A 13362-nucleotide genomic window follows, 5' to 3' on the forward strand; every position below is an offset into this window, starting at 1 on the left:
AGGGAAACAAGGAAACCGATGTCCTTCATCACCGGCCCAGGCCGGCACGTCAAACCGCGATCCGCACGGCTGCGCACCGCGATGGCCTCCTCGGCCCTCGCCGCCACCGCCGCGGGCGGCGTCCTCGCCGCCGCCCCGGCGCAGGCCGCCACGACGACGTACACCGTGAGAGCCGGCGACACCCTTTACGGCATCGCGCAGGTCGAGCATGTGGCCGGCGGCTGGCAGGCGATCGCCCGGACCAACCACCTGGTCAGTCCGTACACCATCCACCCGGGCGAGCGACTGGTCCTCCCCGCCGCCTCGACGGCGTCGCCCTTCCCCGTGCCGGTCACGGTGGGCAAGGCGACCCAGGTCCTCACCGTCCAGGCGCACGGCTCGTACGCCACCGTCATCGCGTGGCAGAAGAGCGGACCTACCTGGCAAAAGGTTTACGCCACTGCCAAGGCCAGGGTCGGGGCGAACGGGGTGACCGACGGCGCCACCCGCAAGCAGGGCACCGATACGACGCCGACCGGCACGTACACCATCACGCAGGGCTTCGGCGTCGGTACCGACCCCGGGACGAAGATGCCCTATCACCATGTGGCCACGGACGACTGGTGGGTCGAGGACCCCTCCTCGCCCTACTACAACCAGATGCGCACCTCGGAGCAGGGCGGCTTCCCGCTCACGGAAGCCGGCGCCCACGGCAGCGAACACCTCGTCAACTACCCCACCCAGTACCACAACGCCCTCGTCATCAACTTCAACACCGACCCCGCAGTCGCCGGCCGCGGCGCCGGCATCTTCCTCCACGACCTCGGCCCACAGGCCGGCCCCACGGCAGGATGCGTCGCCCTGCCGCCCTCGGTGATGACCAAGATCATCCGCTGGATCGACCCGGCCCAGCACCCGGAAATCGCCATTCACTAACGCCCGCGCCGGAAATGCATGACGGTCAGGGGCCCGCGGATCGGTGCGTCGACCTGCGGCCCCTGACTCGACTCGGAGCCGGCCCCACGCCCCAGGCGGGATCTTTGCGAGCAAAATGGCTGCACATGAATGAGATCTCCGAACTGGTCGGTCATCTGGGGCTCGAGCCGCACGTCGAAGGCGGGTGGTTTCGGCAGACGTGGCGGACCGGGCCGAGCGCGGTTCCGGACGGATACACGGGGCCTCGCCCCTTCGCGACCGGCATCTACTTCCTCCTCCACCCCGGCGAGGTGTCCCGTTGGCACCGGGTGCGTTCGGACGAACTGTGGCTGTGGCACCGAGGCGGCCCGCTGACACTGCGGCTCGGCGGAAACGGAGACGCTCCGCAGGAGGCGGCCATCGCTTCCGTGGGGCCGGACATCGAGGGCGGGCAGCAGCCACAGCTCCTCGTGCCCGCCGGGGTCTGGCAGACCGCACAACCAGCCGGGGACGAGGCGGTCCTGGTGTCCTGCATCGTCGCTCCGGGCTTCGAGTACGAGGACTTCGAGATGCTGTGACGCGGCGCGAGCCCGGCCTGTCGAGGGGCTGATCTGACGGTGCGAGCACGGCAGCCTCGATCGGGTGATCGCACTGGCCGCCGGCGCACCCGTCTATTCCTGCGGATCACCAAGGCGCTCTCAGGTGGCCCGCAGCCATTGATGGAGGACGGCGAAGTCCTCGTCGGTGAGGCCGCGGGACGACTCGACGCAATGGAGGAGGGCAGGGGCGGGGTGGCGGGTGGACACCCAGTCTCGATCGGCGTCGGTGACCTCGTCGTCCACCCAGACGAACGGGTGTCCGTCCGCCCATGCCACCAGGGTTCGGGTCTTCCAGTGGAGCCCGAACCACTTGTCCTCGCGCTCATGCGCGCCGGAGGGTTCCGGCCAGTGCACGACCGGCAAGGGCGGCAGGCCGAGCAGCGGTGCTATGTCAGTGTTCGCTGCCTCCTCCCAGGTGGTGGCCCAGACCAGCTCGCACGGCAGTGCGGCGAGGTGGGGCCCGACGCGCGGGTCGAGCCGCGTCAGGTGCGCATGTGCAGCGGTGCCCGACGGCTCGCGCTGCGAGCCGTCGCCGAACGGCAGGAGAGGTCCGTCCACGTCCAGGAAGAGCATCGGCCGCGGTGGTGGCGTCCGCTCGCGGTGGCGGCCGTTGCGGACCACCGGACGGCGACCGGCCTCGTCCCGCTCACCCGCCAACTCGGTTACGTACTGGTTGCATTCGGCTTCCGGAGTCGCGGCGAGCATCCGACGGGCTCCCTCACGGACGATGGCGTCCGTCAGGGAGCCGCTCCGGGTGGTGCCGTCCACGTTGACTGCGCTCAGCACGTGCGGGCCTTTCCGACCCGCGCTGCACGCGGGCCTGCTCGATGACGAGAAGTCGATCACTCGGGAAGGTACGTGCTCCGCGTTGCGTCAGGCCCCCCTCCCGACTTCGATCCACGATTCGCGAGCATGGCTCACGCATTCCTCTGCCGAGGCCGGACCGGCTGCCGGTCGCGGTCGGTCCGGCCCCTTGTCGTGAAACGGCGGTTCTGGTTTTGTACGGCGCTACAAGGGCGTGATCAAGCAGACACGAGGAGAGACGAGCGGCGTGGACCGGGAAACACGGACGAGGACCAGGGACGCCATGCCGGAAGGACTCGGTCAGGCGATACGGGAGACCGCCGGCGCCATCGCCGCGCTCCTTGACGGCGCGACCGACACGAGCGTTCCTGTACCGGGGTTGGAGTGGACCGTCGGCGAGACGGCGGCCCACCTGGCACTGGCGAACGGCCTGATGGCCGATCTCGCGTCCGGCCGGGAACGCTTGTACGGAGACGGTACGCCGCAGAGTCTCGCGGCGGCCAACGCACAGAGTCTCGGCGAGTTCCCCGAGCGCACGGCAGAACCGCTGGCCGCGATGATCGTGGAGCAGGCCGACGTGTTCCTGGACGCGATGGACGGGGCCGAGGCGGACGGTACGGCGGGCCGGACGCTCGCGACCCCGCTCGGTCCGATGGGTCAGGACGTTCTCGCCTCGTACCTGCTGACCCATATGCTGGGCCACGGTTACGACCTCGCCCGCGGGCTGCGTCGGCCGCACATGATCAACGAGACGCGGGTCGGGTTGTGCCTGCCGTTTCTGAAGGCGGCGATGCCCCGCGTAGCCGTCCCCTCCGCCCTGACGGCCCATTACACCGTGCGCGTCCGGGGCGGAGCGACGTTCGGCGTCAGGTTCACCGACGGCATGGTCGAGGTGCTTCCTGACCCGCCGGAGCGTTCGGAGTGCACCATCGTCACCGAGCCGGTCGCCTTCCTCCTCATCGCGCTGGGACGTCTGGGCCCGTGGCAGGCCATGGCACGCGGAGCCGTGTTCGCCTGGGGCCGCAAACCGTGGCTCGCCCCCCGCTTCCCCACTCTGTTCAACGCACCCTGACAAGGCCTTCCTTGACGAGCCCGGCGCTGAGAGCCGTCATGTCGGCGTGCCGACCACAGGCGAGGGCGGTTCACGGGTCGCCACCGTGCTCGGCCACGAAGGCTGATGGGGAGCGATGACCACCGGCAGCCGGCGATCGCGGCGAAAAAACCTTGCTGATCACGGCAACCCTTCTCGGGCGCGGTGCCGACTGGCAGATGAACCGGGCTTCGGAAGACCAAGGCCCGTCGCACCAGAAGGGCATGCCGTTGCCAGACAAGAACCACTCCCATCGTCGCCGGCCGGCGACCAAGCGGCTGCTCGTCGGCGTCGTGGTTCTCGCCGCCGCGGGTACCGCCGTACCGCTGGTCGCGCAGGCCGCACGCACGCCGGACGGCCGCACTCCGACCGTGCTCGCCGATGCGGCGGGCGGCAGCGGCCGCTACTTCGGCACGGCGGTGGCCGCGGGCAGACTCGGCGACTCGACGTACTCCAGCCTTCTCGACCGGGAATTCAACATGATCACCCCGGAGAACGAGATGAAGTGGGACGCGACGGAACCCTCCCGCGGGAAGTTCGACTTCACCCCGGGCGACTCGATCGTCAGCCACGCCTCCGCGCACGGCCAGCGCCTGCGCGGTCACACCCTGGTCTGGCACTCCCAACTGCCCGGCTGGGTCGGCTCCATCAGGGACGCGGGCACCCTGCGCGGCGTGATGAACAACCACATCACCACGGTGATGAGCCACTACAAGGGCAAGATCCACTCGTGGGACGTGGTCAACGAGGCCTTCGCCGACGGCCCCGGCGGCCGGCTGCGCAGTTCCGTCTTCCGGGACGTGCTGGGCAACGGCTTCATCGAGGAGGCCTTCCGCACCGCCCGCAAGACCGATCCCGCGGCCAAGCTCTGCTACAACGACTACAACATCGAGAACTGGTCCGACGCCAAGACGCAGGGCGTCTACAAGTTGGTCAAGGACTTCAAGTCCCGCGGTGTGCCCATCGACTGTGTCGGCTTCCAGAGCCACTTCGGCGCCGGTGGGCCGCCTGCCCTGTCCGAGTTCGCCGAGCTCGGCGTGGACGTCCAGATCACCGAGCTCGACATCGCCCAGGCGTCGGCCTCCGCGTACACCACCGCGGTCAAGGCCTGCCTGAACGTCGCGCGCTGCACGGGCATCACGGTGTGGGGCATCCGCGACAGCGACTCGTGGCGCACAGGTGAGAACCCTCTGCTGTTCGACAGCAGCGGCAAGAAGAAGCCCGCCTACGGCGCGGTGCTCACCGCCCTGGGCGGCGGCAGCGGCAGCGGCGGTGCGCAGGGCGGGGGCATCGCCTCCGGCACCGTCTACACGCTCTCCAACGCCCTCACCGGGCGCGTTCTCGACCAGCCCGCGGGCGACAACGGCAACGGCACCGCGCTCCAGGTGTGGGACTCCAGCGGTGCCTCCAACCAGCAGTGGCGGGCCACCCGCAACAGCGACGGCACCTACACGCTGACCAACGTCGCCAGCGGCCGGGTACTGGACGAGTCGGCCAACCAGACGCGCAACGGGACGCGGATGACCGTCTGGGACTCCAACGGCGGCGCCCACCAGCACTGGCGGGCCGTCCGGAACGGCGACGGCACCTACACCCTGACCAACGTCGCCAGCGGCCGGGCGCTGGAGACGCCCGGCGGTCGGACCGCCAACGGCACTCCCGTCCAGATCTGGGACGTCAAGGGCGGCGCCAACCAGCGCTGGGACTTCAAGACGCCCACCACGATGGCCGGCAAGTGTGCCCTTCCGTCGACGTACCGGTGGACGTCGACAGGTGCGTTGGCGAAGCCCGCGAACGGGTGGGCCTCGCTCAAGGACTTCACCACCGTGACGTACAACGGCAAGCACCTCGTCTACGCGACCGCCTCTGACGGATCGTCGTGGAAGTCGATGGGCTTCGGTTCCTTCTCGAACTGGTCGGGCATGGCGTCGGCCGGCCAGACCCAGATGAGTCAGAGTGCGGTGGCGCCCAAGCTGTTCTACTTCGCGCCCAGGAAGATCTGGGTGCTGGCCTCCAACGGGTGGGGCACCCAGTGGCCCTTCGTGTACCGCACGTCGAGCGACCCCACCAACCCCAACGGCTGGTCCGCGGCGCAGCCGCTGTTCACCGGCAAGGTCCCGGACGGCAGCGCCATCGACCCGACCATGATCGCCGACGGCCAGAACATGTACCTGTTCTTCGCCGGTGACAACGGCAAGATCTACAAGTCGGCCATGCCGATCGGGAACTTCCCGAGCAGCTTCGGCTCGTCGTACACGACGATCATGAGCGACACGGTCAAGAACCTCTTCGAGGCGCCGGAGGTCTACAAGGTCCAGGGCCAGAACCAGTACCTCATGATCGTCGAGGCCCGGGGTGCGACCGAGCAGCGCTTCTTCCGTTCGTTCACGGCCACCAGCCTGAACGGCCCGTGGACCCCGCAGGCAGCCACCGAGTCCAACCCCTTCGCGGGCAAGGCCAACAGCGGAGCCACCTGGACCAACGACATCAGCCATGGTGACCTGGTCCGCAACAACCCCGATCAGACCATGACCGTCGACCCCTGCAACCTGCAGCTCCTCTACCAGGGTCTGGCCCCCAACCAGCCGCCGGGCACCGACTACGTCAAGTTGCCGTACCGGCCGGGCCTGCTCACCCTCCAGCGCTGACCGATACGCATCGCATCGATCGCACCGCACCGCATCGCATCGCATCGCAGTGAGGAACCCCGGCCGCACGTCGGCCGGGGTTCCTGTCTTTCTCAAAAAAGTTTCCGGCTCTCGGCAACCCTGAGCGGGGCCTGTGACCACAAGAAGTCGAAGATCCAGCCGTTCCGGAGCCTGGATCCGCCTCACCTCTGGTGACAGGCATGCAAGGAGAGCAACCCCCCATGAACAACCCCACGAACGGCGGACGCCGCGGGCGTCATCGCCGTCGCTGGACCGCCACCGCTGTACTGCTCGGCGTGCCCACCGCCGTCGTGCCGTATCTGCTGTTCTCGCAGGATGACTCGCAGGCCGCGACGATCGACCGCGACGCCTACTACCGGCTGGTCTCCGTGCGCAGTGGCAAGGTGCTGGACGTCAACGGCTTCTCGACCGCCGACGGCACCCGTATCCAGCAGTGGACCGATCAGAGCACCGCCAACCAGCAGTGGAAGCTGAAGTCCGCCGGGGGCGGCTACTACGAGCTGGTGAACCGCAACAGCGGCAAGGTGCTGGGCATAGCCGGGAATTCGACCGTCAAGGGCGCCGTCGCGGAGCAGCAGACCGACAGCTCCGCCACGTCCCAGGAGTGGCGGATCGAGGAGGTGAGCGGTTCCGACGCCGTCACCCTCACCTCACGCAGGAGCGGCCAGGTCCTGGACGTCTCCGCAGGCTCCACGACCGAGGGCGCGGCGGTCGTCCAGTATCCCGGCCACGGCGGCGTCAACCAGCGGTGGAAGCTGGTGAAGATGGGCTCGGCGCAGACGGCCGGGGCCGGCAGTGCGAAGACCGCTGCCGCGGCCGGACCGTATGTGTGGAAGAACGCCCAGGTGGTGGGCGGCGGTTACGTCACCGGGCTGGTGTTCAACCAGAAGGAGAAGGGCCTGCTGTACGCGCGCACCGACATGGGTGGCGCCTACCGCTGGGACACCGCGGCCGAGCAGTGGATCCCGTTGACCGACTGGATCGGTGAGAAGGACTGGAACCTGCTGGGCATCGACTCGGTGGCCACCGACCCGGTCGACCCCAAGCGGCTCTACCTCATGGCGGGCACCTACACCAACGACTGGGGCGGCAACGGCGCGATCCTGCGCTCCGCCGACCAGGGCCGCACCTTCAAGCGCACCGACCTGCCGTTCAAGGTGGGCGGCAACGAGGACGGCCGCGGCGCGGGCGAGCGGCTCGTGATCGACCCCGCGGACAACCGCAACCTGCTGCTGGGCAGCCGCAAGAACGGCCTGTGGCGCAGCACCGACTACGGCGTGACATGGAGTCAGGTCTCGTCGTTCCCCGTCAAGGACGGGGCGGGCAGCGGCGCGGGCATCTCCTTCGTGACGTACGGCAAGGCCGGCAGCAAGACGATCTACGTCGGTGTCGGCGACAGGTCGACCTCCCTGTACCGCTCCACCGACGGCGGCAGCTCCTGGCAGGCCGTCTCGGGGCAGCCCAACGGCCAGTTGCCTCAGCACGGCGTGCTCTCCGGTGACGGCTCGCTGTACCTGACGTACACCGACAATCTCGGACCCAACGGCGTGACGGCGGGCTCGGTGTGGAAGTACACGCCGGCCTCCGGGGCGTGGAAGAACGTCTCCCCGTCCCAGGGCAACTACGGCTTCTCCGGTCTGGCCGTGGACCCGCGCAAGCCCTCCACGGTGATGGTCACCACCCTCGGCCGCTGGTGGCCCGAGGACGAGATCTACCGCAGCACCGACAGCGGCACGACCTGGAAGGCCCTGGCCGAAAAGTCGGTGCGCACCGCCGCCGCCGCCCCGTACGTCGGCACCCACACCGGGCACTGGATGACCGCCCTGGCCATCGACCCCTTCAACTCCGGGCACGTGCTGTACGGCACTGGCAACGGCATCCTGCGCAGCCAGGACGCGAACGCCTCCGACACAGGCGGTACCAGCCACTGGAGCATGGGCGCCCGAGGTCTGGAGGAGACCGCGCTGATCGACGCGATCGCCCCGCCCGGCGACGCCACCGTCATCACCGCCATGGGCGACCAGGGCGGCTTCCGGCACGACGACCTGACCAAGGTGCCGTCCGGGCGGCTGAGCAACCCGATGATGACCAACAGCACCGACATCGACTTCGCCCAGTCCAAGCCCTCGATGATGGTCCGCGTCGGCCGGGGCGGCGCGCAGGACGGCGCCTACTCCACCGACGGCGGCCGCATCTGGAACGGCTTCAAGTCAGAGCCGGTGCCCAGCGCCCAGGACGGCCACATCGCGCTCGCGGCGGACGGCTCCACCATCGTCTGGACCGAGGCCGGCCAGGCCCCGTACCGCTCGACCGACAACGGGGCGAGCTGGTCGAGGGTCGGCGGCCTGGGCGACGACGCCGTGGTCGTCGCCGACCGCTCCTCGGCCAGGACCTTCTACTCGCTTTCCGGCGGCACGCTCCACGCCAGCACCGACGGCGGCGCGACCTTCACCGCCCGCGCCGCCAACCTGCCCTCCGGCAAGCTCACGGCCGTCCCCGGCGTCGCCGGTGACCTGTGGATCGCCGGCGGCGGCAAGGGGCTGCTGCACTCCACCGACGGCGGCCGCACCTTCACCACGCTCAACTCGGTGCAGTCCGCCTCCGCCCTCGGCTTCGGCAAGGCCAAGCCGGGCACCTCGTACCAGGCCCTGTACCTGATCGGCACCGTCAAGAACGTCACCGGAGTCTTCCGCTCCACCGACAAGGGCGCCACCTGGCTCCGCGTCAACGACGACGCCCACCAGTGGGGCGCCATCGGCGGCACCGGCCTCATCACCGGCGACCCCGACACCTACGGCCGCGTCTACGTCGGCACCAACGGACGCGGCCTGCAGTACGGCACCCCGTCGTCCTGACGCACTGCCCCTCCGGGGGCGCGACAGCCGAAGGCCCGCCCCGGCCGCACGCCCTCACGAGGCGTCGCGGTCGGGGCGGGTCAGTGCAGGGCAGTGCACTCTGCCGGGGTCCGGCCTGTGCCAGGGCGTCGATGATGGCGTCGAGCTTGCCGAGCGTGCAGGTGTGCTGCTCGACGATGCGCGACAGCCACCCTTCTCCACGTCGTACCCCGCAAACGCGAGCGATGTCCCCCGTCCGCGAAAGCCCGTGAGCTGCCGTGGCCTTCGCCCCAGACGGGCCGCTCTCCTTGCCGACGAACGACACCCAGCTGCGGCGGCTCCCCGTACCGGCAGTAGTGCGGCCGTCGGCCGTGGACGTCACCTCGACGCCTGACGGCCGCACTGCTTCCGCGCAAGAACAATCTCCGCCGCAGACGCGACCGTCGGCGATTCGGCCAACCGCTCTCCTGCACAGACCTGTTGCGAGAGCTGGGTCCGTGCATCGTCCATGCGCTCCCACCCGCTCTATCCCGGGAAACCCGAAGCGACTCAAACACGCCAGTTCGATATCCCCTCGTGGTCGTTGAACCTCACGACCACGCCGGACGACCGTCCAGGGGGACCACGTTGACCTCGGCCGCCACGAACGAGGAGCAGCACGCCGTGCTGCCTCCACCACCTCCCGCGGAGATCAAGTACAGCGGGCAGTACTCCGTCAATCCGCTCGCCGAGGCCTCCTTCCGGCGGATGTGCGCGCAGATCCCGGCCGTCCTGGGCCGGATCGCCCGGCTGTCGTGGCGAACCGACCGGCGGGCCGTGCAGCTCCTCCTCGGCTGCCAGATGGTCACCGGCGTTTCGGCCGCCGTGCTGCTGGCCGCCACTGCCCGCGCCATGGTTCCCGTCCTCGGGGACGGCACCGCCGGCGAGCGACTGCGCGGCGCCTTTTCAGCGCTGATCGTGGTGGCGCTCGCTGCCGCACTGGGGCGCGCTGCGGGAGCAGTGGCCACGTACGCCGAACGGCGGATCACTCCGCGGCTGACCACGGTGACGGACACCGCCCTGGTCGAGGCGGTATGCCGGGTCGAGGCCTCCGCATATGCCGAGGACGGCTTCTCGGACCGTCACGAGGCAGCCGAGATGGGGGTGATCCGCACGCACGTGATGGTCACCGACGCCCAGCGCTTCCTGTCCGCGCTGGTCCGCATGGCCACCGCCGGCGGCGTGCTGTCGGTGCTGAATCCGGTGATGCTGCCGCTGCTCCTGCTCGCCGTGCTGCCGGCCGGCGTCGGCGCCGTGCTCACCGCCCGGGTCGATTACGAGATCCACTACGCCAACATCGCCGACCGCAACGTGCGCGGCATGATGCGCTGGTGGGCGACCGAGTCGAAGTACGGCGACGAGGTCCGCGCCAACTCCATGACCGACTACCTCATCTACTGGTACCGCGCTCTGTCCGACCGCTGCGACCGGCGCACTCTGGCCGCCGCCCCGCGGACTCTGCGGATCGCCCTGCTCTCCGCCATGGCAGGCGGCGCCTTCCTCGTTGCGACTTGGGGTGCCCTGGCGTGGCTGGCGGTGTCCGGCAGGATCGAACTCGCGGTCGCGGCGACGGCGGTCATCGCCGTGCAGACCACGCTCGCCGCGCTGTCCCAGGTGGTCGTCAACGGCGCTGCGGTCTTCCACACCAGCCTGTACCTGAGCGACATGCAGGCCTTCCTCGCCGACGCCGCCGCACGCGCCCCGAGGCGCGGTCCTCACGCACACGCCACGACGACCGAGGAGATCCGGCTCGAGGAGGTCGTCTACCAGTACCCAGGCAAGGACAGGCCCGCCGTGGACGGTGTCTCCCTGGCGCTGCGGCGCGGCCAGATCCTCGCGATCGTCGGCGCGAACGGCTCGGGGAAGTCCACGCTCACTCGGCTGCTGACCGGGATCTATCTGCCGGACAAGGGCAAGGTCACGTGGAACGGCCGCGACCTCGCCGAGGTGGACCCGGCCACGGTCTGGGCGAACACCGGTCTGGTGCCGCAGATCTTCGCGCAGTGGCCGCTGCGGGTCCGCGAGAACGTCACCCTCGGCCAGCCTCGAACCCACGACGACGCCCCCGTGTGGGAGGCCATCGACGCGGTCGGTCTGCGCGAGGCCGTCGATGATCTCCCCGATGGCCTCGACACCCTCTTGGCCCGAGACGTCTTCGGTGGTTCGGAGCTCTCCGGCGGTCAGTGGCAGCGCGTGGCGTGTTCGAGGGCCCTGTACCGGCGCCCGGGGCTGCTGATCCTGGACGAGCCCACCTCACAGATGGACCCGCGTGGCGAGCACCAGATCTTCGAGGAGATCAAGGCCATCGCCGCCGACCGCATCACGATCGTGGTCACGCACCGTCTGGAGAACACCAGGATCGCCGACCACATCGTCGTGATGGAGCACGGGCGGATCACCGAACAGGGAAGGTACGACGACCTCGTCCACGCCGGCGGAACCTTCGCCGAACTCCTGGAACTGTCCCAGGACCGCTGATCCGCCTCGCCCCGTCCCGCACCGGGGACGGGGCCCCATCAAGGATGGCCCGTGCCCTCCCGCCATGTCGACGACCTTGCCTTCCGCTCCCCGTGCGCGTTGGCGAGGTGCACGGCCTGAGGCACACGAAACCCCTGCTCACGACAGCGCAGGGCTGGGCGGAGCAGCGAACCGGGCCGGTCGTGGCCGCACGCGACGCCTCACTCTCCCTCAACCCGTTCTAAGCGAAAGCGCACGACAGCGGTGGCCGGCGTCGGGTGCCCGCATCCGTGCCGTTGGCGCGGGTCTCCTCGTAGATCTCGCTTATGCGGAGCAGGTCGGGTTCGGCCAGTCGGTCGCCGATGAGCTGCATGCCGATGGGGAGGCCGGATGAGTCCTCTCCGATCGGCAGCGTCAGGGCGGGCAGTCCTGTGACGTTGGCGGGCGATGTCAGCCGCAGGAGTCCGTCGGTGACGTCCTCGGTGAATCCGTCGTTCCAACGGATTTCCGGCTGGGAACGGAGCAGTGCCGTGGAGGCGACCGTGGGTGTCGCGAGAACGTCGATCGCGGTGAACATCTCCCGCCATGACTGGCGGATGAGGGTGCGGCAGCGCTGGGCCCTCAGGTAGTCGTCGGCGGCGATCATCCGGCCGGCCTCCAGTAGGGTCCGCAGGCCGTCGCCGAGGAGCTCGGGGCGCCGGCGCAGGTGATCCTCGTGGGCCGCGGCCGCCTCGGGGGCCACGTGGCCCCACAGTGTGGGCACCAGGTACGCGGTGAGTGGGGCGGTCACGGTGACCGCGGTCGCGCCGAGTGCGACGAGCCGGCCCGTCGCCTGTCGGACCGCGTCCGTCACCTGCGGTGCCACGTGTTCGAAGAAGTAGTTGTCCGGGACGCCGATGCGCATGCCTCGCAGGTCTCCGGAGCCCTGGCTGGGCCGGTGGAGGTGAGGTGAGACGACGCTCGCCGCGTCCCGGGGATCTCGGCCGGCGATGGTCTGGAGGACGAGGGCGGCGTCCTGGGCGCTGCGGGTGAGGGGGCCCACGTGGTCCATGGACCACGACAGTGGGGCCACTCCGTAGCGGGAGACGACGCCGTAGGTGGGCTTGAGACCCACGAGCCCGTTGAACGACGCGGGGACGCGGATGGAGCCGGCGGTGTCGGTGCCGAGGGCGAAGGCGGCCGATCCGACGGCGACGGCGGCTGCCGACCCTCCGCTCGAGCCGCCGACGACTCTGTCGCTCGCCCATGGGTTGCGCGTCTGGGGCGTGATGAGCCCGTAGGCGAACTCGTGCATCTGGGTCTTGCCGACCAGAATGGCGCCCGCGGCTGTGAGACGGTCCATGACCGCGCTGTCGTGGACGGGGACCCGATCGGCCCAGAGCGGGGAGCTGGCCGTGGTCGGGACGCCGGACGCGTCGATGTTGTCCTTGAGCGCGAAGGGAATGCCGTGCAGCGGTCCCCGGGAACGCCCTGCCATGACCTCTCGCTCCGCCTCGATCGCTCGTGCTCGCGCCGCCTCGGGTGTGCGGGTCACGAAGGCGTTGAGGGCGCCTTCGGTCTCCGCCGCTCGTTGCAGGACGGACTCGGTCAGTTCGACCGGGGAGAGTTCCTTCGCGGCGATGGCGTCGGCCGCGGCGGCGACGGTGAGTTCGTAGGGCTGCGTCACAGCGGTCTCCCGGTCGCGCCGTGGTCGGTGAGGGTGAGGACCGGCGCCGGCGCGATGCCGGTGAGGTCGAGCTCCTCGAGGATGCGGATGGTCCGTGTGATGCGGGCCGCGAGTTCCACGGCCTCGCGGTGCCGTGAACTGCGGGCCGCTTCCCCGGGCCGCGCACCTCCCGGGGTTTCGGTCGGCCTGCCGGGGTCGTGGTGTGAGGGCGACGGCATACTCGTGTCCTCTCAGGATCTCCGGTGCGAGGGATCGATGCCGAGGGGCGGTCGATGCCGAGGGGCGGTCGACGCCGAGGTGCCGGCGGACG

The 13362-nt window shown here is 69.8% G+C and carries 9 protein-coding genes; 6 read left to right on the top strand and 3 right to left on the bottom strand.

The window, feature by feature from the left end; all coding sequences use genetic code 11:
- The first annotated feature begins 18 nt into the window (after positions 1-18).
- Both ACH4ZA_RS29235 and ACH4ZA_RS29240 read left to right on the top strand, forming a co-directional pair.
- On the top strand, positions 19-915 hold the full coding sequence (locus ACH4ZA_RS29235) for a L,D-transpeptidase family protein (RefSeq protein ID WP_398432374.1): 897 nt from the start codon (positions 19-21) through the stop codon (positions 913-915).
- Between the two features lie 125 nt (positions 916-1040).
- On the top strand, positions 1041-1472 hold the full coding sequence (locus ACH4ZA_RS29240) for a cupin domain-containing protein (protein WP_398432375.1): 432 nt from the start codon (positions 1041-1043) through the stop codon (positions 1470-1472).
- A gap of 120 nt (positions 1473-1592) precedes the next feature.
- Here the strand turns inward: ACH4ZA_RS29240 and ACH4ZA_RS29245 are convergent, their stop codons facing one another.
- A complete protein-coding gene (locus ACH4ZA_RS29245; protein WP_398432440.1) occupies positions 1593-2066 on the bottom strand; it encodes an HAD domain-containing protein in 474 nt (157 codons plus the stop codon).
- Between the two features lie 514 nt (positions 2067-2580).
- Between ACH4ZA_RS29245 and ACH4ZA_RS29250 the strand changes: the two genes are divergently transcribed.
- The 4 genes from ACH4ZA_RS29250 (at position 2581) to ACH4ZA_RS29265 (ending at position 11407) form a co-directional block, all read left to right on the top strand.
- Positions 2581-3369: a maleylpyruvate isomerase family mycothiol-dependent enzyme gene (locus tag ACH4ZA_RS29250; RefSeq protein ID WP_398432376.1), complete on the top strand. Its 789-nt coding sequence runs from the start codon at positions 2581-2583 to the stop codon at positions 3367-3369.
- Positions 3370-3611: 242 nt separating this feature from the next.
- On the top strand, positions 3612-6035 hold the full coding sequence (locus ACH4ZA_RS29255; protein ID WP_398432377.1) for a non-reducing end alpha-L-arabinofuranosidase family hydrolase: 2424 nt from the start codon (positions 3612-3614) through the stop codon (positions 6033-6035).
- Between the two features lie 221 nt (positions 6036-6256).
- Positions 6257-8911: an RICIN domain-containing protein gene (locus ACH4ZA_RS29260; RefSeq protein WP_398432378.1), complete on the top strand. Its 2655-nt coding sequence runs from the start codon at positions 6257-6259 to the stop codon at positions 8909-8911.
- 606 nt (positions 8912-9517) lie between these two features.
- A complete protein-coding gene (locus ACH4ZA_RS29265; protein WP_398432379.1) occupies positions 9518-11407 on the top strand; it encodes an ATP-binding cassette domain-containing protein in 1890 nt (629 codons plus the stop codon).
- A gap of 220 nt (positions 11408-11627) precedes the next feature.
- Here the strand turns inward: ACH4ZA_RS29265 and ACH4ZA_RS29270 are convergent, their stop codons facing one another.
- Both ACH4ZA_RS29270 and ACH4ZA_RS29275 read right to left on the bottom strand, forming a co-directional pair.
- The gene (locus ACH4ZA_RS29270; protein WP_398432380.1) at positions 11628-13052 is read right to left on the bottom strand and encodes an amidase; all 1425 of its coding nucleotides are present in this window, start codon (positions 13050-13052) and stop codon (positions 11628-11630) included.
- Positions 13049-13270: a hypothetical protein gene (locus tag ACH4ZA_RS29275; RefSeq protein WP_398432381.1), complete on the bottom strand. Its 222-nt coding sequence runs from the start codon at positions 13268-13270 to the stop codon at positions 13049-13051. Before ACH4ZA_RS29275 ends, ACH4ZA_RS29270 begins: the two co-directional genes overlap by 4 nt.
- Between the last annotated feature and the right edge of the window lie 92 nt (positions 13271-13362).

This window comes from Streptomyces sp. NPDC020597 (assembly GCF_044335095.1).
Classification (GTDB): Bacteria; Actinomycetota; Actinomycetes; order Streptomycetales; family Streptomycetaceae; genus Streptomyces.